Here is a 20660-nt window from a genome sequence, read left to right on the forward strand (position 1 = left end):
CGGTTTTTTCGAAGGCATGTTCGAGGGCATGGAGAACTTTATAAGTGATACGGAAATTAATATCAAACACAAATTAACGTGTCGTATATTTTTGTGTATCGCTTCCGATCAGTGGTGAAGGGATGTTTTCTGGACAGGGTGATGGTCGCTCAGTAGCATTTGCGCCCTACGGATCTCTCCCATGCGCGTTGTTCGGCGTGGATCTCTCAAGGAATCGATATGAGCGACGTTCCCCGTGACGACAAACCCAAAGTGTTTACGCTGATAAACGGCGAAATACGCGAAAGCCAAATCAGTTTCAGCTCGGTTTCGGGCCTTGATGGTGAAATCCGCGTGCATACCGTTCAGGGCGACCGAATTGACGTGCAGGTGCCTGGAGCGAACTTCGCCCTGCGCTTCGATCTGGAGGGGGTGCAGAAGGTGCCTGCGGCGCCTGAGCGCGAGCCGGCGGAAGACAAAAAGGAGTCCGCAGAACAGCCGCTGACACCGTTCAACTGGAAAACGTTGCTCATCACCTTCGTGCTGTGGAACGTCGTTGGTGTTGTGATTTCTGGTGTGGTGGGCTTGTTTGTCGCCTTGCTGTATTTCGGCTATCAGTGGCGCGAAGTGGCCAAACGCAAGAAACAGCTGGCCGACGAGTTGGCGCCAGAGACGACTGAGGTGAAGGCGCAAGCGCAGGAAACCGGTTCGAAAATGTCCCGAGAGCGCGTACGCAAAGCGTTGGCCCGCAAACGCTGAACGGCGAAGGCATTGCGCCTTCCCCGCTTCTTAAGGGCCGAATCAGTCCTTGGCGCGCTTATCAATCACATGGCACGCCTTGCCTTCCGAACGCTTGATCGAGAACGGCGGCTGCAGCAATACCCGTGAACTGATCCCGATATACGTCTTGATGTGCCGACTCAGCTCGCCGCACAGGGCCTTCTGCTGCTCGTCACTCAGGCCCTGATGCTCGGCCTTGAGTTCGACGTGGACATCGACGCTGTCCAGATTGCCGTTGCGATACAGGTGAATCTCGTAGGACTCGGAAAGCTGTTTGATCTTCAGCACCTGTTCTTCAACTTGAGTCGGGAACACGTTGACGCCACGGATGATCAGCATGTCGTCGCTGCGCCCGGTGATCTTGTCGATGCGGCGCATCGGGCGTGCGGTGCCGGGCAGCAAACGGGTGAGGTCGCGGGTGCGATAGCGGATCATCGGCAGGGCTTCTTTGCTCAGCGAGGTGAACACCAGTTCGCCCATCTGCCCGTCCGGCAGCACTTCGCCGGTAATCGGATCGATGATTTCCGGGTAGAAGTGGTCTTCCCAGATCGTCGGGCCGTCGCGGGTTTCCGCGCATTCCATGGCCACGCCCGGGCCCATGATTTCCGAGAGGCCGTAGATGTCGAGGGCGGTGATGCCCAGGCGTGCTTCGATGGCGCTGCGCAGTTCAGCGGTCCATGGTTCGGCGCCGAAGATACCCAGGCGCAGGGCCAGTTTGTGCGGGTCGATGCCTTGGCGTTCGATCTCGTCGGCGATGTTGAGCATGTACGACGGCGTGACCATGATGATGTCGGGCTGGAAATCCTTGATCAGTTGCACTTGTTTTTCAGTCTGGCCGCCGGACATCGGGATCACCGTGCAGCCCAGACGCTCGGCACCGTAGTGCGCGCCCAGACCGCCGGTGAACAGGCCATAGCCATAGGAAATATGCACCTTATCGCCGCGTCGACCGCCACCAGCGCGGATCGAACGGGCAACGATGTTGGCCCAGGTGTCGATGTCGTTCTGGGTGTAACCAACCACCGTCGGTTTGCCGGTGGTCCCGCTGGAGGCGTGCAGACGCACGACGTCATGCATCGGCACGGCAAACATGCCGTAGGGGTAGTTGTCGCGCAGATCGGATTTGGTGGTGAACGGAAACTGCGCCAGATCGTCCAGCGAACGAATGTCGTCCGGGTGTACGCCTAGCGCGTCGAAGCGTTGGCGGTACAGCGGCACGTTGTTGTACGCGTGGTTGAGGCTCCAGCGCAGGCGTTCGAGTTGATGTTGGCGCAATTGATCGACGCTGGCGGTTTCCAGCGGATCCAGTTCAGGGTTGAGCACGGCTTGGGCAATTGGCATGTTCATGACTTCACTCGAATTATTTTTGTGTTTCAGCCCCGTGCTTGCGGGGCGCTGAGTGCATGCCCCAAGAATACCGCTCGGCACCTTGGGAATCGCGGTTCTTTAGTCGGACAAGCGTTCGATCACCAACGCAATGCCCTGGCCGACGCCGATGCACATGGTGCACAGCGCATAACGGCCACTACGTTCTTCCAGTTCGTGCAGGGCAGTGGTGACCAGTCGTGCGCCACTCATGCCCAGCGGATGACCGAGGGCGATAGCGCCGCCGTTCGGGTTGACCCGCGGGTCGTCGTCGCCCAGACCCAGCTCACGCAGCACTGCCAAGCCCTGGGCGGCGAAGGCTTCGTTGAGCTCGATAACGTCCATATCGGCAAGACTCAGGTTGGCCAGTTCCAGCACTTTGCGCGTGGCTGGCACCGGGCCGATACCCATGATTCGTGGATCGACCCCGGCGGTGGCCATCGCCACCACACGGCCACGGGCCTTCAAGCCGAAGCGCTGGGCGGTTTGTGCATTGGTCAGCAGCAGGGCGCAGGCGCCGTCGTTGACCCCGGACGCGTTTCCGGCGGTGACGCTGCCACCTTCACGGAATGGCGTACCGAGTTTTTGCAGTTGTTCCAGCGTGGTGTCGCCGCGCGGGTGCTCGTCGTGCTCGACCACTTTGGCCGGGCCTTTGCGCTGCGCGATTGCCACGGCGACGATCTCTTTGGCCAGACGTCCATTGGCCTGCGCCGCCGCCGCGCGTTGCTGGCTACGCAGGGCGAAGGCGTCCTGATCAGCACGGGAAATGTTGAACTGTTCGGCGACGTTCTCGGCGGTCTCCGGCATCGAGTCGATGCCGTAGGCTTTCTTCATCAAGGGATTGACGAAACGCCAGCCGATGGTGGTATCGAACAGCTCCGCCGAACGCGAAAACGCAGTTTCAGCCTTGCCCATCACCAACGGCGCGCGGGACATCGATTCGACACCGCCGACCAGCATCAATCCGGCTTCACCGCTGCGAATCGCCCGCGCGGCAGTGCCGATGGCATCCAGGCCGGAGCCGCACAAACGGTTGAGCGTGGTGCCCGGCACGCTGACCGGCAGCCCGGCCAGCAGCGCCGACATACGCGCGACGTTGCGGTTGTCTTCGCCGGCCTGATTGGCGCAGCCGTAGATCACATCGTCGACTTGATTCCAGTCCACTTGCGGGTGGCGGCGCAGCAATTCACGCAGCGGCACGGCACCGAGGTCGTCGGCGCGCACGCTGCTCAAGGCTCCGGCGTAGCGCCCGATCGGGGTGCGGACGGCGTCGATGATCAGAGCGTCATTCATGGGGAATCTCCTGCGCCAGCACCGTGCCGCGCACTTTGTAGGATTTGCCGTGGAACAGGGCGATCAACTGGCCCTGCTGGTTTTCGATGCGAACGTCGTAATTGCCGGTGCGGCCCGAGCGCGATTGTTCGGTGCAGCGTGCGGTTAGGGTGTCGCCCAAGTGGGCAGGGGCGATGTAATCGATGCTGCAACCGATCGCCACAGTGGCGTCGTTGTAGCTGTTGCAGGCAAAGGCGAACGCCGAGTCGGCGAGGGCGAACAGAAAACCGCCGTGGCAGGTGCCGTGGCCCTGGATCATGTCGGCGCGCACGCCCATGCCGAGGGTGCAACTGCCGGGGGCGGCGCTGATCAGGCGAATGCCCATGCCCTGAGTGGCGGCGTCACGCTCGAGCATCGTTTGCGCGCAGCGACTGGCGAGGCTCATGGCTTCAAGGCTGGTCATGGAATGTGCTCCCTTCGGCGACTTTGCGGCGCAACAGCAGCGATGGCCGGTAGCGCTCTTCGCCGTAAGTGGCTTGCAGGTTGTCGAGGACGCGGGTGATCTGCGCGAGTCCGATTCGGTCAGCCCAGGCCAGTGGGCCTTGCGGATAATTGACGCCGGCGCGCATCGCCAGATCGATATCCGCGGCCGTGGCGACGTCGTGCAGCACGGTGTCGGCAGCTTCGTTGGCGAGCATGGCGACGGTGCGCAACACGGCCAGCCCCGGTGTGTCGCTGAGCAGGCTGACTTGCAGGCCGGCGCGTTGCAGCAGGGCGATGCCTTGATCGCGAGCGCTGTCGCTGATGTCCGCCGAGCAACTGATGGCGATGCGTTTGGCTGTGGCGTAATCGAAGGCCAGATCGATCAGGATCAGGTTGCGCAGGCCGTCTTCTTTGGCGCGTTGGCTGGCCATGCGGCCGTCGCTCAGGGCCAGAATGGCATCGCCGACTCTCAGCAAGCCGCTGCCGTCACGCTGGGTGACGTTGGTTTTCAGGCGCGGGATCAAGTGTTTCAGGGCGCCCAAATCGCCTTCCACCACGCAGTTGTCGACAGCCGCGTCGCTGCTGACGTACTGCGCATCGGGACGCTGCGCACCCTCGCTGTAGTCATAGAAACCACGACCGCTTTTGCGCCCGAAGCGTCCGGCATCCACCAGTTCCTGCTGGATCAGCGACGGTTGAAAACGGGTGTCGCCGTAATAGGCGTCGAACACCGAACAGGTCACCGCATAATTCACATCGTGGCCGATCAGGTCAGTGAGTTCGAACGCGCCCATGGCGAAGCCGCCGGCGTCACGCATTAGGGCATCAAGGGTGGCGCAATCGGCGGCGCCTTCCTGCAACAGGCGCAGGCTTTCGGCGTAGAACGGCCGCGCCACACGGTTGACGATAAAACCCGGCGTCGAGCGGGTGTGTACCGGTTGTTTGCCCCAGGCTTTTGCCGTGTCAAACAAGGTGCTGGCGAGCGCAGGATCGCTGGCCAGACCGGAGACGATTTCCACCAGCGGCATCACGGGCGCGGGGTTGAAAAAGTGCAGGCCGAGCAAGCGCTCCGGGCGTTTCAGGTCGGCGGCGATGCGCGTGATCGACAGCGAAGAGGTGTTGCTGGCGAGGATGCAGTGTTCGCCGCACAGGCTTTCCAACTGAGCGAAGAGTGCGCGTTTGACCTCAAGGTTTTCGACAATCGCTTCGATGATCAGCGTGCAGTCGGCCAGCGCTTCGATGGCCTCTACGGCTTGTAAGCGAGCAATGATTGCTGCTCGTTCGGTGGGGGCAAGTTTGCCTTTCTCGACGCGTTTGCCCAGTTGCCGGTCAATGCCGTCGATGGCGTGTGCGGCGGCGCCGGGGCGGTTGTCCAGCAGCAGCACTGGATGCCCGGCCTGCGCGGCGACCTGAGCGATGCCGGCGCCCATTGCGCCGGCACCGATTACGGCGATTTGTGCGTTGCGGTTGAGAGCGTTCATGTTCAGCGACCCTTGAACGCAGGCGTGCGTTTTTCCATGAATGCGCTGACGCCTTCGCGGTAGTCCTCGCTGCGCCCGGCCAGGCGTTGCAGATCGCGCTCAAGTTCCAGTTGTTCGTCGAAGGTGTTGCCGAGGCTCGCATTGAGGCTGCGCTTGATCAGCGCCAGGCCGTAAGTCGGTTGCGTGGCCAGATGGCGGGCGAGCGTCAGGGCTTCGTCGCGCAACTGGGCATCGTCAACGCAGCGATAGATCAAACCCCATTGCTCGGCTTGTTCGGCGCTCAAGCGATTGCCAAGCAGGGCCAAAGCCTTGGCGCGGGCCATGCCGACCAGTCGTGGCAAGGTCCAGGTGCCGCCGGAATCCGGGATCAGACCGATTTTGCAGAACGCCTGAATAAAACTCGCAGAACGCGCCGCCAGCACCAGATCGCAGGCCAGCGGAATGTTCGCCCCGGCCCCGGCTGCCACACCGTTGACTGCGCAAATCACCGGCATCGGCAGATCACGCAACTGGCGAATCAGCGGGTTATAGAAGGTCTCGATGGACACGCCAAGATCCGGCGCCTCACTGCCCGGCGCCACATTGCGGTCGCTCAGGTCTTGCCCGGCACAGAAGCCGCGACCTTCGCCGGTCAGTAGTAGCACGCGCACTTCAGGGGTCTGCCGCACCTGCTTCAGCGCTTCTTTGACTTCCAGGTGCATGGCGGTGTTGAAGCTGTTTAGCTGCTCGGGCCGGTTGAGGCTGAGCAAGGCGACGCCGGCCTCGATGGAAAACAGGATGTGTTCGAAGTTCATGGGCAGGGTTCTCCGGGAGGTCGTTCGATTCGATTACTGGCCGCGAAACTGCGGCGCTCGCTTGTCCTGAAAAGCGCGGATGCCTTCATCGCGATCGGCGGTACCGGCCAGCAACGTGAAGGCATGGCGCTCGAAACGCAGGCCGCTGGCCAGATCGGTGTCCATCGCCTTGAGCAGCGCTTCCTTGGCCAGACGCACGGCCAGCGGTGCCTTGGCGGCGATGGCGTGGGCGATCTGCAGGGCGCGTTCGACGGTGAATTCCGGTTGGGTGATTTCGCTGACCAGGCCTGCGCGCAGGGCGTGGCGGGCGTCGATGGCTTCGCCGGTCAAAACCATTTGCATCGCCAGTGACTTGCCGACCGCACGCAATAAACGTTGGGTGCCGCCCGCGCCGGGCATGATTCCGAGGTTGATTTCCGGCTGGCCGAAACGCGCGTCTTCGCCGGCAATCAGGATGTCGGCGTGCATTGCCAACTCGCAGCCGCCGCCGAGGGCGAAGCCGTTGACGGCGGCGATCAGCGGTTTGCTGAAGCGGGTGATGGTTTGCCATGAGGCCTGGCGCGGGTCGTTGAGGATGCCGACCAGATCGCGCTCGGCCATTTCCTTGATGTCGGCGCCGGCGGCAAAGGCTTTGCGGCTGCCGGTCAGGACTACGGCGCGGGTATCCGGGTCGGCCTCAGCGATGCTCAGTTCGGCGGCGAGTTCGCCGAGCAGTTCGGTATTGAGGGCATTCAACGCCTGCGGACGTTGCAGGGTGATCAGGCGCACAGCTTGCAGCTGTTCAACGGCCAGGGTTTGAGGCATGGCAAAGGCCCTCACGGTGTGCGCTCGGCTGCTGCCGGCTTGTTGTTGGTTCGACGTCGGGCGTCGGTTTTGCCGAAGTATAGACTTAACGTGATACGCAAAAGCAACAATGAAATGCTATTAATGTGTCTCAAATAGAATTTCGTCCGATCTATCACTTTCTGGTTTAGCTCGTTTCGTATTAATCAAATTATTGATGAATAACGAATAAATACTAAATTGTTTAAGGGTTTACGGGCGACAAGCGGTGGCTCTATAAAGCGATACGCTTTTCTTGCTTTTATGTCGTGAAACGATGTGATACAAAACAAGCCTGTTTGCGCATCGCTTTGCGTATCTCACTGCACAACGTCCGGCAAAGGAGCCTGCGATGACCTGTTACAGCCTTGATGGACTGACTCCGGTGGTCGACCCAACCGCCTATGTGCATCCGTCCGCCGTGCTGATCGGCGATGTGATCATCGGGCCGCACTGTTACGTCGGGCCGCTGGCGAGTTTGCGTGGCGACTTCGGCCGCATCGTTCTGGAAGAGGGCGCCAATCTGCAGGACACCTGCGTGATGCACGGCTTTCCCGACAGCGACACCGTGGTCGAACGTAACGGCCACATCGGCCACGGCGCGGTCTTGCACGGTTGCCGGATCGGCGCCGATGCACTGGTGGGCATGAATGCGGTAGTGATGGACAACGCGCGGATCGGAGCACGGTCGTTCGTGTCGGCAGCGGCGTTTGTGAAGGCAGGGTTCGAATGCCCCGAGCAGTCGCTGGTGATGGGCGCGCCGGCCAGTATCAAGCGTGAACTCAGCGACCAGGAAGTGGCGTGGAAGCAGGCCGGTACGCGTGAGTATCAGGAGCTGGCCCAGCGTTGCCTGACGCAGATGCGAGTCTGCGAACCGTTGAGCGAGCCAGAGCCGAATCGGCCACGGATCAGCGACAGCGGATTGCGGCCCAAGAACAGTTCACTATGAACACCACCCGTTTCGATTCGGTATATTCCTTTCTTTTTTTCAACCCGGTACGCCCATGTCATCACTGACACCTTTGAACCATCTGATTACCCGCTTCCAGGAGCAGACGCCGATCCGCGCCAGTTCCTTGATCATCACGCTGTACGGGGATGCCATCGAACCCCACGGCGGCACGGTGTGGCTGGGCAGTCTGATTCAGTTGCTGGAGCCGATCGGCATCAACGAGCGGCTGATCCGTACCTCAATCTTTCGTCTGACCAAGGAAGGCTGGCTGACCGCCGAGAAAGTCGGCCGGCGCAGTTATTACAGCCTCACCGGCACTGGCCGGCGGCGTTTCGATAAAGCCTTCAAACGGGTTTACAGCTCAACCGTGCCGGCGTGGGACGGTTCGTGGTGCCTGGCGATGCTCACGCAGTTGAGCCAGGACAAGCGCAAGCAGGTGCGCGAAGAGCTCGAATGGCAAGGTTTTGGTGCGATATCCCCGGCGGTGCTGGCGTGCCCACGCAGTGATCGCGCGGACGTCAACGCCACGTTGCAGGACCTCGGGGCGCTGGAAGACACCATCGTTTTTGAAACCACCGCACAAGACGTGCTGGCCTCCAAAGCCCTGCGGGCGCAGGTGCGCGAGAGTTGGAGCATTGAGGAACTGGCGGCGCACTACAGCGAATTTATCCAGTTGTTCCGACCGCTCTGGCAAGCGCTTCGCGAGCAGGAAAACCTGCTGCCGGCAGACTGTTTCATGGCACGTCTCCTGCTTATTCACGAATACCGCAAACTGCTGCTGCGCGACCCGCAACTGCCGGACGAATTGCTCCCCGGCGACTGGGAAGGTCGCGCGGCGCGGCAGTTGTGCCGCAACATTTACCGTTTGATCTACGCCAAGGCCGAAGAGTGGCTGAACACTGCGCTGGAGACTGCTGACGGGCCGTTGCCGGACGTCGGCGAGAGTTTCTATCGACGCTTTGGTGGCTTGAAATAATCGCCACAGCGAGGGAGCCGCACTGTTCAGGAAGAACGCTTGGATTGACGTAGATAATAAAAACAAGCCTGCGTGAGGCCAGACATGATTCCTTCAACTGCACAACGCCGTGACGGCTTCGATCAGTGGATCCATCAGATCAACCAGATCTGCGGCGCCTTCAACGCGCAAACCCTCGGCGCCGGTTTTACCGGGCGCATTCGTGAGTACCAGAGCGGTGCGCTCAAGCTCAGTTTTGTCGACGCCTGCCAGGCGCGGCTGTATCGCACGCCGGCGGAAATCGCCGCGGGCGAGGGCGGCAAATACTTTGCCGTGTTTCAGCTCGAAGGCTCGGCGGGCATGGCCCAGGGCGACAACAAAGCCCTGCTGTCGGCCGGGGATATCACCCTGATCGACGCCTCCCGGCCGAGCGATTTCACCTACCACGAGAACTCCCGGCAGTTGTCGCTGATTCTGCCGACTCATCTGGTGGAGAAGACCCTGCGCTTCAATCAGGTCAAGTGCGGTCACCGCATCCCGGCGAGCTCCCCGATGGCCATGCTTTCGCATCATTTGATCCTCGATGCCACCCGTCAGAAGAACCTTAGTTTGAGTGAAAGCGAAGCGACGCTGGAGGCAATTGTCAGCCTGTTGCGCCCGGCGATCAGCCAAAGCGAAGACTGCAGCGATCTGCATGAACGGATCTTCCAGAAAACCCTGGCGTGCATTGACGAGCACATTCGTTGCGAAGAACTGTGCCCGGAATGGCTGGCGCGGGAAGTCGGGATGTCGGTGCGCGGGCTGTACCGGATTTTCGCGAAGAAGGGCCTGGTGGTGGCCCGTTACATCAAGAATCGACGGCTGGACTTGTGCGCCGAATCCCTGCGTCAGTCGGGGGGTGAGCAGAAGCTGTCGGTGCTCGGTTACTCGTGGGGCTTTACCGATTCGAGCCATTTTTCCACGGCGTTCAAATCGCGCTTCGGCATTGCGCCTGGGGAGTACCGCAAGCAGCACGCTTGAGGTTCAGTCGTTCATGCCGTCATCGATTGCGATGCCTTGGGCGCGCATTTCCTTAATCAGCTGTGCTCGCGTGCCGGGCAGGTTGAGCATGGTTTCGTGGCGCAACTGCGCGACTTCGTCGGCGCTGTACGGCGGGTAATTCTTCGGCGCACTGGCACCGGCCATGCCGTCCTCGCGGAGCAGCCAGTTGAGCAGGTCGGCCAGTTGCGCGTTGTTCAGCGCGGACTGCGACATGCCGGGGACGCGCACCAGAAATTCACGGCCGCCGGGGACTTTCAGGAAGTTGCCGACGAAACCGGCCATACGCGGCGTGTCGTTGGCGGCCGAGCCTGTACCGTTGGGCAAATGGCAACCGGCGCATTGCAGTTGGTAGTTCACGCCGACGCTGTAATTGGCCTGAGCGATGGGGGTTTGTGGCGCCTCGTTGCCCGGCGCGTGGCGTTGGTTCGGGTTGGGGATGGCGCGGGCGTAGACCGACGGTGCGGCTATCGCCAGCGCCAGACCAAGAATGAGCAAATGACGCATGACAACTCCTTCAAAATTCACACAACACCCCTGTGGAAGCGAGCCTGCTCGCGAAGACGCCGGCACATCCAATAGAGCTGTCGCCTGAAACACCGCTTTCGCGAGCAGGCTCGCTCCCACAGGGGAAAGTTGCTGCGCTCTGGTCAGACAGCTACACCCCGAATAATCGAAACCGTGCAGTGATAGATGTGCGATTTCGCCGCCAGGCACCAGTTCACGTCGTTGTTGTTGAACGGCCGGTACGCAGGTTCTTCACTGTCATTACGTGTACACGCGCACTGCGCACAGCTCTGCTTACCGCAGCAGTCGTTGTACGAAATGATGTAGTCCTTGCCATCCGCCGGGTTGCGGCAGGTGCCGATCCAGGTCACTTGCGAGGCTTCGGTGCCCGGCGGGCACGACGTCACTGAACCGCCGCAGCAACTGCATAGAAAGCCGTCGATCGAGCAGTAGCGCCAGTAGTCGCAACTGTTCGGATCACCCGGATCGCCAGCCTTGGGATTGTCCGCCGCCAGTGCCTTGCTGGTGCGATCCAGCGGCAACAGCAGCGGCAGTGCGGCGCCAGCGACCATCAGCGAACCCATGCGCGCCAGCAGTTTGCGTCGCGACGTGGTGTCGGCCACTCGGCGGGCCGAGCGTTCGAACAACAGATCCAGAATTTTCATCAGTCTCTCCTGGCTCAGTGGCTATGGCCGTGGCTGTGGTGATGCGGCTGTGGCTGGCTGTTGAGGTAGTCCTGCAATGTCGCGCTTTGCAGGTGTTCGACCTCGAACAGGCTGTCCAGATGCTCGCGGGAATTGACCAGGCCTTTGGCGCGCAAAGTGCCGGTCTTGTCGATCAGCGCGGCGTAGGGCAGCTTGCCGATCTGATAGGTCATGCCCACTTCGGGGCCGACTACGTAGGTGACGTCGTCGAGTTTGTGTTCGCGGATCAGTGCTTGCTGGGCCTCCATGTCGCCGTCGCTGATGAACACCACGTCGAGGCGGTCAGCTTGCTGTTTAGCGATGGATTTGATCGCCGGCAACAGCGATTTGCAGATCGGGCAGGTCGGCGAGAGGAAGAACAGCAACTGGTTCTTTTCCCCGGCGTAACCGAAGTTGACCGGGCGCCCGTGGCGATCGGCGGCGGTGACTTGCGGTGCGGCTTCATTGACTGCGACGCCTTTGTCGACCATCAGCGCACCGGCCGGGGCAATGCGCCCGTGCAGCACGCCAATCTGCCGCACCAGCCCCATCACCGCGAACGCCAGGGCAATCAGTAGCACCCACAGCAACACATTGGAAATCATCAGACCTTCCATAAATCACCTACCAATCAATTTGAGCAGAAGAGGGGAGTTGGCCAGCAAGCCATCAGCGGCGGCGTAGATCAGCAGCGCCACGGCACTGGCCGCGACAGTGACGAAACCGTCGAACAGATTCAGGTCGCGAACCAGCGGCGTCGCGCTGGCCAGTAGCGCCAAGGCAATCAACACCGCGTTGCGCAGCAGCAAAACCGGACGCAGCGGTTGCACCTGATCGGGCCCTGCGCAGCCGCAATCGATGTCACGACGACCGCGCCACAGATTGATGCCGATGGCCGCCGCATATAGGGCGATCAGCGCCGCCGCCACCCATGCTGCCGGGCCGCGACTGAGGGGAACCAGCAGGGCAAAAGCGATCAAAAGTTCCAGCAACGGAACCACTCGCCCGACCGGACGAACCAGCGACTCGGGCAGCAGTTGATAGTCAGCCAGTTGCCGGGCGAAGCGGGCCGGCGCGCGTAGCTTGTGGGTTGCGGCGCTGGCCAGCAGCACGGCCACCGCGAGCGCACTGGCAAGAATGAAAATCGGGTCAATCGTCATGGCGGCAACCCCTTAATAGCTCATGACCTGAGTCGCGGTTTTGGCGACTTTCGGCATGCTTGCGCTGAGCGTGTTGGTGGTCAGGTCGAAGATCTGCAAGCCGCCCTCGATATCGGCGCCAAGCAGCAGTGGTTTGTCATCACCAGTGGCTTGCAGACTCCACACCGGTTTCGGTGCTTCGAGGGTCGCGAGTTTCTTTCCGGTCTTGAGATCGAAGGCCCAGATCAACGTGCTTGGGTCTTCCCACTTCATCGCTTCGTGGGCGTCGTGCATCAGCACGTACAAGCGATCGAGCTTTGGCGCGACCGCCATCAGTTGCCAGCCACCGGGTGCCCAACCGGTTTTCTTCTCGGCGTCGTTGACCAGCGACCACGACGGCAGGAGCTTCGGCGCATCGCCAGCAAAGTCGACCGGGCGCACGGTGCCGGTGGTGGTAACGAAGTAGTAGGTGTCGCCGACGTTCACCGCGCGTTCGTTGAGCTTCTCGGCATTCGGGTCGAAGAACGGCGTGCGGCTGCGCGCGGTTTCCTGGCCTTGATCGTTGAGCGTGACCACTTGCAGGCTGCCGTCGCCGCACAACGAAGCGAAGCGACGATTGCCCACCGGGTAATTGAGCACGCAACCGGGAATCGCGATTTCGCTGCTGACGGCCCGAGCCTGGGTGTCGACCACGGTCACCGAGGTCGACGGGGTGAAGTTGTAGACGTAGACAAAGCGGTCATCGCCGCTCGGTTTCAGGCCATAGCGCTGGGTCAGGGATTCGGCGCGTTTGCTCGGGATCACCACTTCCCAGGACGGCGACAGGGTCGAGGTGTCCCATGCGGTCAGCACGTCGGTGCGCGTGCCGCGAGTGCCGCGCGAATAGAACAGGTCGGCGCTGAACAGGGTTTTGCGGTCGTGGCTCAGAGCCGACGGCGCGGCAAAACCGGTGGGCACCATGCCGAGGATTCTTTTCTGGTCGGGGTCGACCACGGTGACGCGGCCCATCACGAAGTTTTCGAATTCGACGTCAACCACATAGGCGCGATGCGCCTCGGGCGGGAACGCGAGCGTGGTCTGGCCGATGGTGTCGGGCGGCAGTTCGGCGCGGGCGCTGTTCAAGCCGAGCAGCAACAGGCTCAAGCCCAGCGCTGACGGTACGGTGATCCGGTTGGTTCGCATTGAAGGGGAACTCCCTGACTGGTGCCCTGAATAGTGGGTGCCAGTGGATTTTGCCTCTGCGCAAGAATCGGGGAATTGCTGTGTCTGCCAAGTGCTTGTGTGTTTGTGCCAGTGTCGTGCGGCGCAATTGGCAGCCGCGCCAAAGCGACTGGCAGACAGGGCAAAACCCGTGTCGTCGCAAGCCCCGACAATCGACACAAATCCCTGTGGGAGCGAGCCTGCTCGCGATGGCGGTCTGGCATTCAACATTGATGGCGACTGACACGCCCTCATCGCGAGCAGGCTCACTCCTACAGGTGACGGTGGGTATTCAATAATTTTCGGGTTGGTCTTCTATGTTCACTCCGCTCAGATTTGCCTTCGCTTCTTTGTTTTCCCTGACAGTGGCCCAAGCCGCCATCGCCGCCGATTGCGCGCCCGACACCCGTCATGGCGCGCAGGTCTTTGCCACTGAATGCGGTGTCTGCCATGCGGTAAAAAAAGACGTCACCGGGATGATGGGGCCGAACCTCAACGGCGTGATCGGGCGCAAATCCGGTTCCTTGGCGGGCTTCAGTTATTCCCCGGCGATGCGCAACAAAGATGTCATCTGGCAAGCCGAAACCATCGCCGAACTGATCACCCAGCCCCAGGCCTACGTGCCCGGGACCTACATGCCTTATATGGGCCTGGCTTCGGCAGACGACCGTCAGGCCGTGGTGTGTTTCCTCAAATCCAAGGAGGCTTTATGAGCAACGTTGAAGTGCTGCCGCAGGTCGCGGCGTTCATTGATCGTCGGCATGGCTGCTTTATCGATGGTGAATGGCAATTCGCTGAAGGCCCGACGATTGCCGTGGTCAATCCGGCCAGCGGCCAGACCTTGTGTGAAACGCTGGATGCGCCGGCGCAGCTGGTCGAGCGCGCCGTGCAGTCGTCCCATGCCGCGTTCAAGTCCGGCATCTGGTCGGGGCTGCGGCCGGCGGATCGCGAGCGCATCCTGCTGAACTTCACTCGTCTGGTCGAAGAGCACGGCGAAGAGCTGGCGCAACTGGAAACCCTGAGTCAGGGCAAGTCGATCAACATGGCCCGCGCACTGGATGTGAACGCCACGGTGGAGTTCATGCGCTACATGTCAGGCTGGGCGACCAAGATCGAAGGGCAGACCTTTGACGTGTCGATTCCGTTGCCGCCTGGCACGCGTTTCACCACGTTTACTAAACGTGAACCCGTGGGCGTGGTGGTCGGCATCGTGCCGTGGAATTTCCCGCTGATGATCGCGGCGTGGAAGTTGATGCCGGCGCTGGCCACCGGTTGCACGGTGATCATCAAACCGGCAATGGAAACACCGCTGACGGCGCTGCGTCTGGCGGAATTGGCCGTTGAAGCAGGCATTCCGGCAGGTGTGTTCAATGTGGTCACGGGCGGCGGTGCTTCAGTGGGCGGTGCGCTGACTGCGCATCCGCTGGTGAGCAAAGTGTCGTTCACCGGTTCCACCGCCGTGGGCAAAACCGTTGGAGTGGCGTGCATGGCCAACATGACCCGTTTTGCGCTGGAACTGGGCGGCAAGAACCCGATGATTCTGCTGGCCGATGCCGACCTCGACAAAGCCATTCAGGGCGCGCTCCTCGGTGGTTTGCTCAATAACGGTCAGGTGTGTGCGGCGGCTTCACGCTTCTATGTGCATCGCTCGATCCACGACCCATTTGTCGAAGGGCTAGCGGCGGCAGTGTCAGCGTTGCCGATCGGTGCGGGCATGGACGGCGACGCGGCGATCAATCCGTTGGTGTCGCACAAGCAGCAACAAAGTGTGCTCAAGCACATCGAACTGGCGCGGCGCGAAGGTGCGCGGGTGGTCTGCGGCGGCGAGTTGCTGGATCGCGAAGGCTTCTACGTGCAGCCGACAGTGCTGGCGGATGTCGATCACAGCATGAGCGTGGCGCGTGAAGAGGTGTTCGGGCCGGTGTTGGCGGTCATCGCGTTTGATGATGAGGACGAGATGATTGCACTGGTTAACGACAATCCCTACGGCCTGGCGGCGAGTCTGTGGACCAATGATCTGAGTAAGGCGATGAACCTTGTGCCGCGCATCGAGGCCGGTACGGTGTGGGTCAATGCCCACGTACTGCTCGACCCGGCGATGCCGTTTGGCGGGGTGAAGCAATCGGGAATGGGCCGGGAGTTTGGCCGGACGGTGATCGAGGCTTATACCGAACTGAAATCCGTCTGCATCGCGCATTGATTACAGGCAACAAATAACCTGGACAGGCCAATCACCCTTCAGCATTCGTCGACTTGATCAGGTTGTTGCGCAATTTGACGATTGATTGCTGCATCTGCGTGAACTCGTCCACGGTCAGCCCGGTTGCGTCGAACAGGCTGCTGCCCGAGGACACGTTGCGCAGGTCTTTGCCGCTTTGGGTCAGGCCGATCCGCACCTGACGCTCGTCCGCCGGGTCGCGTTGACGTTGCAGATAACCCATTGCTTCGAGTTTTTTCAGGATCGGGGTGAGGGTGTTGGATTCCAGGAACAGCTTTTCGCCGAGACTGCCGACCGTTTGGTCGTCCTGCTCCCAGAGTGCAACGATGGTGATGTATTGGGTGTAAGTCAGGCCGAGCTTTTCGAGGATCGGTTTGTAGGCCTTGCCGAACGCGAGGTTGGTCGAATAAACGGCAAAGCACAGGAAGTCGCTAAGTTTGAGATCGGTGGGGGCCAGGGTGTTTTTCATGTTCATCCTCGTGGGTCTGCTGAACCGTTGAAACGTATGGGGCGAACTATACGTCGGATGCGATTTTATCGGGAGTGCTGCTGGTGTTTGAAACGCCAATCGGTTCGCCCGTGAACGCAGGGCGAACCGATTGCATCTCTATCCTATGCGCCTATATCGCATGCGATGTATTTGGCTGACTAAAATCATTCGGTGATGACATTCAACGCCACATCGATGTTGCCGCGAGTGGCTTTCGAGTAGGGGCAGATCTGGTCAGCGGTGTGCGCCAAAGTTTTCGCGATGTCGTCGGCAATGCCCGGTACGCGCAGGGTCAGACGAGCCTGAAGGAAGTAGGCCGGGCCTGTCTGGCCGAGGTCGACTTCGATGTCCACGGACATGTCGGCCGGCAGCACCACATTCAGGTCATTGGCGACCAGACCGACCGCGGCGGTGTAGCAAGCGGACCAGGCGCCGGCAAACAATTGCTCGGCAGTTGGGTGCGGCAGGGCGTTAGCAAACACATGGGCCGGTTTGGCGCTGCCCGGCGACGACAGTTGAATGTCGAGGTTACCGTTGTGACCGCGCGAAGTGATGCCGGCGCTGGCAGCGGTGGTGTGGGTTTTGCCGGTGGCCAGGACTTTTTCGATTTTGCTCATGGGATTAATCCTCAAAGACATAATGATTGGAGTTGTTATCGCATGCGGTTAGATCGCATGCGATGTAATAATAATCCTCTTGCCCCAGAGTTCTGTCAACCCGCTCGACAGCCCCCACGCGACGAGTGGTAAACGTTTCCTTCGCGCAAAAAAAACGGGGCGGCCTGATAACGATCAGGCCGCCCCGCGGGTGTTTCAGTCAGTCAGATCAGTGCATTTTGCTGTGATCGTGACCTTGCATGTTGGTCAGCGAACGCACGGCGGCCTTCACTTCAACGGTTTCTTTCTCGCCTTTGGCGTTTTCCACGGTCAGGGTCAAAGGCACGGTTTCGCCTTCTTTCAACTGACCGGTCAGGCCCATCAGCATGACGTGGTAGCCGTTTGGATCAAAGCTGACGGCTTTGCCGGCTGGCAGGTCGACCGATTTCACCGGGCCCATGCTCATGACGTCATTCTTCATGATCATTTCGTGGATCTGCACGTCTTTGGCCACAGGGGTCGCGACGCTGAGCAGCTTGCTGTCGCTGTCGGCGGTCACGGTCATGAACGCGCCACTGGCGGACTGGGTCGGCACGGTCGCACGTACCCAGGCGTCGCTGACGGTGGTTTGTGCCGACGCCTGAAAAGCCAGGCCCAGCAGGGACAGACCGAACACGACGCGTTTGATGTTGTTCAGAACGGGGTGCATCAGCAAACCTCCATAACAGTAAGCAAATCTTCCGTGCATTCTTCTGCCGAAAGCGATGTGGACAGACCCAGGCGCAGCTCGCCGCGCGAGTCGTAGACGTAACTGGTGGCGGTGTGCGAGATGGTGTAGGTGTCGCCAGCCGGCACCTTCTCGAAGAACACGTCGAACTCCTTGGCCGTGGCCTTGGTTTCCTCAAGCGTGCCGTACAGCGCGACGAAGGTAGGGTCGAAGGCTTTCATGTAGGCGTCGAGGATTTCTGGCGTGTCGCGCTCGGGGTCGAGGCTGATGAAGATCACCTGCAAGCGATCACCATCCTTGCCCATCAGTTTTTTGATTTTGGCCGCGCGGGCGAGCGTGGTGGGGCAGATTGCCGGGCACTGGGTGAAGCCGAAGAACACCATCGGCATCAAACCGCGAAAGCTCGACAGGGTCATGGTTTCGCCGTCGGTGTTCTTCAGTTTGAAGGTGCGTCCCATGATCTTGTTACTCAGATCCTTGCCGTACTTGTACGACAGTTGGCCGCGGGTGTCGCAGCCGGCGAGCAGGCCGAGCCCGAGCACGCCCATTCCCGCAAGTACCTTGCGGCGAGTCAACAAAGCCGTCATCTAATACCGCCTTTTGCAGCCCGTCAGTCGGCAGGACTGGCGAGGGGTTAACCGTAAAAGCGGCGCATGATACCAAACTGAACCGGCGAGTCGGTTTTCGATCAGCTGACAGGGTGTCGCAGGGCGACAAAAGGTGTAAGAAAAAGTGACGAGTACCTAGTGAACCGTCGACTCCTGTGCCCGCCAGCCGCCGCCCAGCGCGGTGTACAGATTCACCTCGGCGACCAGTTGCGCCAGGCGATCAGTGATCAAGCCTTGCTGCGAACTGAACAGTGAACGCTGGGCATCGAGGAACACCAGACTGCTGTCGACGCCATTCTGATAACGGTGTTGCGCCAGGTTGTAGTAGTCCTGTGTGGCTTGCACCAGATCGCGCTGCGCTTGCAATTGCTGCTGATAAGTCGTGCGCGCCGCCAGTCCGTCGGCAACTTCCTGAAACGCCGTTTGAATCGATTTTTCGTATTCGGCGACCGCCACGTCTTTCTGCAACTTCGAATAATCCAGGCTCGCGCGCAGGCTGCCAGCATTGAAAATCGGCAGGCTGATCTGCGGCTGAAACGTCCAAGCCCCGGAGCCTGCGCCAAACAGGTCAGACAGGTCACGACTGGAGGTGCCGGCATTCGCGGTCAGGCTGACGCTGGGGAAAAACGCTGCCCGCGCCGCGCCAATATTGGCGTTGGCTGCCTTGAGTTTGTACTCGGCCTGAAGAATGTCCGGCCGCCGTTGCAACAGATCCGACGGTAGCCCCGCCGGCAGTTGTTGCACCAGATCGCTGGCCAACGGCCGCGCCGGTAGGGACTCAGGCACCGGCGCGCCGACCAGCAGCGTCAGGCTGTTCAAGTCCTGCGCGACCTGACGCTGATAGCGCGCCAGATTGGCCCGTGAGGTGTCGACGCTGGTTTTCGCTTGCGCCTGCTCCAGTGCCGACGATTTACCAGCCTCACGGTTGCGCGTGGTCAGGCGCAAGCTCTGTAGATCGGCGGCGAGGGTCTCACGGGTCAGCGCCAGCAGCTCCTGATCGGCGCGCCAGGTCAGATAGGCGTTGGCGACGTTGGCCACCAGGCTCAACTGCGCGCTGCGGCGAGCTTCTTCGGTCGACAGCCAAGTCTGCAACGCCTGCTCGCTGAGGCTGCGTACGCGGCCGAAAAAGTCCAGCTCATAGGCGCTGATGCCGAGATTGACCGAATAGGTCGAATTGATCAGCGCTTTGCTTTGGGTCACGCTCGGTGGCATGCGCTGGCGCGATTCGCTGGCATTGGCCGACACCGCCGGCCACAGGTCGGCGCGCTGGATACGGTACTGCGCCTGGAACGCTTCGACGTTCAATGCGGCCACACGCAAATCGCGGTTGTTGACCAGCGCGTGCTCGATCAACTGTTGCAGGGCCGGATCATTGAACAGTGTGCGCCAGTCTTCGTTGCTCGCAGTCTGGGTCGATGCCGGATAGGCCGCACCTTGCGGATATTGCGCTGCACTTGGTGAGACTGGGCGTTGGTAATCGGGAATCAGTGAACAGCCGCCCGCCAGCATTGCCAGGCAGAGCAAGGAAATTCGCAGGGTGGACATCGAACAGCCTCATGCACGGAAGACGGCGGGCACGTCTTGTATCGGTGCCCGTTTTTCAGCAGAACTGCCGGATCAGGCCCCAGCCATCCATTTGGCAAGACCATGCCGGCCACTGACCCCAAGCTTGGCCGTGGCGCGCTTGAGGTAGGTCTCGATCGAACTGTTCTTGACCCGCAGCCTTTCGGCCATTTGCGGCACCGTGCCGCCGGTCAGCAGGCCCAGGCAGACTTCTTTCTCGCGCGCTGACAGGGCGATGCCGCTCAATGCCAATCGTTCATCGAACACTCGCGCAAGCGGTGCCTGATCCAGATCAGCCAACGGCAGGCGCGGTTGTTTGGCCAGGGTTTGCCGACTGATCTGCGCATGGCGTTCGATCAGCGGCAGCAGGGTGTCGGACAGGCTCTTGAGAAAAGACAGTTCCGGCAGGGAAAACACGCGCTGGGTATGCGGCCGGTAGAACGAAATGACACAGCGGCGGTTGGAGCTGCGCGACACCAGGTTGCATTGATGGACGCTGTGCTGCGGATGTCGGGATAGAAGCGAGGCTTTCAGTTGAATCAACAGCGAGTCGTTCATCTCGATCATTTTCTGCAACAACGGATGATTGTCCGGGCTCTCCAGCGGATCGCGCGCAGGGAATATCTGCGGTAGACCGGCACTGCCCAGCGGCTTGATCTCGACCACGCTGGCTTGACGCTCATCCAGCGTCCACTCGCTCAGATCGACCCGGTTGACCGGCACCAGCGTGTCGACCAACTGGAACATGTTCGTGGCGAAGTGATCATCGCCCGTGCTTGCAATCAGTTCCCCGAGTTGCCAGTAGAAGTGCGGGTTTTCCATATTGCGAATACTGCTGGTCAGATTCATATCCTTGTCATCCCTGGTTCAGAGCCATCACTGAATCGTCTGCCGTCGTCAAAGCCGCCCACCCAGTCATTTCTCCTTGAACATGATCTGGGGCAGGATTTAAACCTATACATTTGTCATGCGTCTGTAGGGGAAAACAGGGACACAAAGTGCCAGCAT

23 protein-coding genes are annotated in these 20660 nt (G+C 60.6%); 6 read left to right on the top strand and 17 right to left on the bottom strand.

From position 1 onward, the window contains the following. Positions 1-219 precede the first annotated feature (219 nt). Positions 220-738, top strand: a complete 519-nt coding sequence (locus ACA043_RS12615; protein WP_497659353.1) for a hypothetical protein — start codon at positions 220-222, stop codon at positions 736-738. 42 nt (positions 739-780) lie between these two features. Here the strand turns inward: ACA043_RS12615 and paaK are convergent, their stop codons facing one another. The 6 genes from paaK to paaF all read right to left on the bottom strand — a co-directional run bounded on the left by paaK (position 781) and on the right by paaF (position 6958). Beyond that, positions 781-2106 (bottom strand): phenylacetate--CoA ligase PaaK, encoded by a 1326-nt coding sequence (gene paaK / locus ACA043_RS12620; RefSeq protein WP_497659354.1) that lies wholly within the window; start codon positions 2104-2106, stop codon positions 781-783. Between the two features lie 99 nt (positions 2107-2205). Continuing rightward, positions 2206-3417, bottom strand: coding sequence for a 3-oxoadipyl-CoA thiolase (pcaF, locus tag ACA043_RS12625; protein WP_497659355.1), 1212 nt, complete (start codon positions 3415-3417; stop codon positions 2206-2208). After that, entirely contained in the window at positions 3410-3859 is a 450-nt protein-coding gene (gene paaI / locus ACA043_RS12630) for a hydroxyphenylacetyl-CoA thioesterase PaaI (RefSeq protein WP_401265257.1), read from the bottom strand. The genes pcaF and paaI overlap by 8 nt, the downstream gene beginning before the upstream one ends. Beyond that, positions 3846-5360, bottom strand: a complete 1515-nt coding sequence (paaH, locus tag ACA043_RS12635) for a 3-hydroxyacyl-CoA dehydrogenase PaaH (protein ID WP_497659356.1) — start codon at positions 5358-5360, stop codon at positions 3846-3848. The genes paaI and paaH overlap by 14 nt, the downstream gene beginning before the upstream one ends. A 2-nt stretch (positions 5361-5362) precedes the next feature. Then, complete coding sequence (gene paaG, locus ACA043_RS12640) at positions 5363-6154, bottom strand: 2-(1,2-epoxy-1,2-dihydrophenyl)acetyl-CoA isomerase PaaG (RefSeq protein ID WP_497659357.1); 792 nt, start codon at positions 6152-6154, stop codon at positions 5363-5365. Between the two features lie 33 nt (positions 6155-6187). Next, positions 6188-6958 carry a 2,3-dehydroadipyl-CoA hydratase PaaF gene (gene paaF / locus ACA043_RS12645; RefSeq protein ID WP_497659358.1) on the bottom strand — a complete coding sequence of 257 codons (771 nt, stop codon included), beginning with the start codon at positions 6956-6958 and terminating at the stop codon, positions 6188-6190. A 370-nt stretch (positions 6959-7328) separates the two neighbouring features. On the opposite strand from paaF, the gene paaY reads away from it, so the two are divergent. The 3 genes from paaY to feaR all read left to right on the top strand — a co-directional run bounded on the left by paaY (position 7329) and on the right by feaR (position 9903). Beyond that, positions 7329-7925 (top strand): phenylacetic acid degradation protein PaaY, encoded by a 597-nt coding sequence (gene paaY, locus ACA043_RS12650; protein WP_497659359.1) that lies wholly within the window; start codon positions 7329-7331, stop codon positions 7923-7925. A 55-nt stretch (positions 7926-7980) separates the two neighbouring features. Beyond that, a complete protein-coding gene (gene paaX / locus ACA043_RS12655) occupies positions 7981-8904 on the top strand; it encodes a phenylacetic acid degradation operon negative regulatory protein PaaX (protein WP_305443021.1) in 924 nt (307 codons plus the stop codon). An 84-nt stretch (positions 8905-8988) separates the two neighbouring features. Then, positions 8989-9903 (top strand): transcriptional regulator FeaR, encoded by a 915-nt coding sequence (gene feaR, locus ACA043_RS12660; protein WP_497617815.1) that lies wholly within the window; start codon positions 8989-8991, stop codon positions 9901-9903. A 3-nt stretch (positions 9904-9906) separates the two neighbouring features. On the opposite strand, the gene ACA043_RS12665 is transcribed toward feaR, so the two are convergent. The 5 genes from ACA043_RS12665 to ACA043_RS12685 all read right to left on the bottom strand — a co-directional run bounded on the left by ACA043_RS12665 (position 9907) and on the right by ACA043_RS12685 (position 13432). Then, positions 9907-10428: a c-type cytochrome gene (locus ACA043_RS12665; protein WP_497659360.1), complete on the bottom strand. Its 522-nt coding sequence runs from the start codon at positions 10426-10428 to the stop codon at positions 9907-9909. Positions 10429-10571: 143 nt separating this feature from the next. Beyond that, the gene (locus tag ACA043_RS12670) at positions 10572-11093 is read right to left on the bottom strand and encodes a methylamine dehydrogenase light chain (RefSeq protein ID WP_401265240.1); all 522 of its coding nucleotides are present in this window, start codon (positions 11091-11093) and stop codon (positions 10572-10574) included. A gap of 14 nt (positions 11094-11107) precedes the next feature. After that, positions 11108-11728 carry a methylamine dehydrogenase accessory protein MauD gene (gene mauD / locus ACA043_RS12675; RefSeq protein ID WP_401265237.1) on the bottom strand — a complete coding sequence of 207 codons (621 nt, stop codon included), beginning with the start codon at positions 11726-11728 and terminating at the stop codon, positions 11108-11110. A 3-nt stretch (positions 11729-11731) separates the two neighbouring features. After that, positions 11732-12271 carry a MauE/DoxX family redox-associated membrane protein gene (locus ACA043_RS12680; protein ID WP_489880889.1) on the bottom strand — a complete coding sequence of 180 codons (540 nt, stop codon included), beginning with the start codon at positions 12269-12271 and terminating at the stop codon, positions 11732-11734. Positions 12272-12283: 12 nt separating this feature from the next. Further along, the gene (locus ACA043_RS12685) at positions 12284-13432 is read right to left on the bottom strand and encodes an amine dehydrogenase large subunit (RefSeq protein WP_497659361.1); all 1149 of its coding nucleotides are present in this window, start codon (positions 13430-13432) and stop codon (positions 12284-12286) included. Positions 13433-13767: 335 nt separating this feature from the next. Between ACA043_RS12685 and ACA043_RS12690 the strand changes: the two genes are divergently transcribed. Together ACA043_RS12690 and ACA043_RS12695 are read left to right on the top strand one after the other, a co-directional pair. Next, positions 13768-14163, top strand: a complete 396-nt coding sequence (locus ACA043_RS12690) for a c-type cytochrome (RefSeq protein ID WP_497659362.1) — start codon at positions 13768-13770, stop codon at positions 14161-14163. Then, a complete protein-coding gene (locus ACA043_RS12695; protein ID WP_497617817.1) occupies positions 14160-15650 on the top strand; it encodes an aldehyde dehydrogenase family protein in 1491 nt (496 codons plus the stop codon). Before ACA043_RS12690 ends, ACA043_RS12695 begins: the two co-directional genes overlap by 4 nt. Before the next feature lie 31 nt (positions 15651-15681). Here ACA043_RS12695 and ACA043_RS12700 read toward each other — a convergent pair whose 3' ends face one another. From ACA043_RS12700 to ACA043_RS12725, 6 genes are all read right to left on the bottom strand, one after another. Beyond that, positions 15682-16137 carry a MarR family winged helix-turn-helix transcriptional regulator gene (locus ACA043_RS12700; RefSeq protein ID WP_401265223.1) on the bottom strand — a complete coding sequence of 152 codons (456 nt, stop codon included), beginning with the start codon at positions 16135-16137 and terminating at the stop codon, positions 15682-15684. Between the two features lie 185 nt (positions 16138-16322). Next, positions 16323-16775, bottom strand: coding sequence for an Ohr family peroxiredoxin (locus tag ACA043_RS12705; RefSeq protein WP_187678742.1), 453 nt, complete (start codon positions 16773-16775; stop codon positions 16323-16325). A 208-nt stretch (positions 16776-16983) separates the two neighbouring features. Continuing rightward, positions 16984-17463, bottom strand: a complete 480-nt coding sequence (locus ACA043_RS12710; protein WP_497659363.1) for a copper chaperone PCu(A)C — start codon at positions 17461-17463, stop codon at positions 16984-16986. After that, entirely contained in the window at positions 17463-18068 is a 606-nt protein-coding gene (locus ACA043_RS12715) for an SCO family protein (RefSeq protein ID WP_187678740.1), read from the bottom strand. The genes ACA043_RS12710 and ACA043_RS12715 overlap by 1 nt, the downstream gene beginning before the upstream one ends. 156 nt (positions 18069-18224) lie before the next feature. After that, positions 18225-19634 carry an efflux transporter outer membrane subunit gene (locus ACA043_RS12720; RefSeq protein WP_497659364.1) on the bottom strand — a complete coding sequence of 470 codons (1410 nt, stop codon included), beginning with the start codon at positions 19632-19634 and terminating at the stop codon, positions 18225-18227. A 72-nt stretch (positions 19635-19706) separates the two neighbouring features. After that, positions 19707-20501 carry a helix-turn-helix transcriptional regulator gene (locus ACA043_RS12725; protein WP_497659365.1) on the bottom strand — a complete coding sequence of 265 codons (795 nt, stop codon included), beginning with the start codon at positions 20499-20501 and terminating at the stop codon, positions 19707-19709. Between the last annotated feature and the right edge of the window lie 159 nt (positions 20502-20660).

It is taken from the genome of Pseudomonas sp. LBUM1648, from assembly GCF_059716145.1.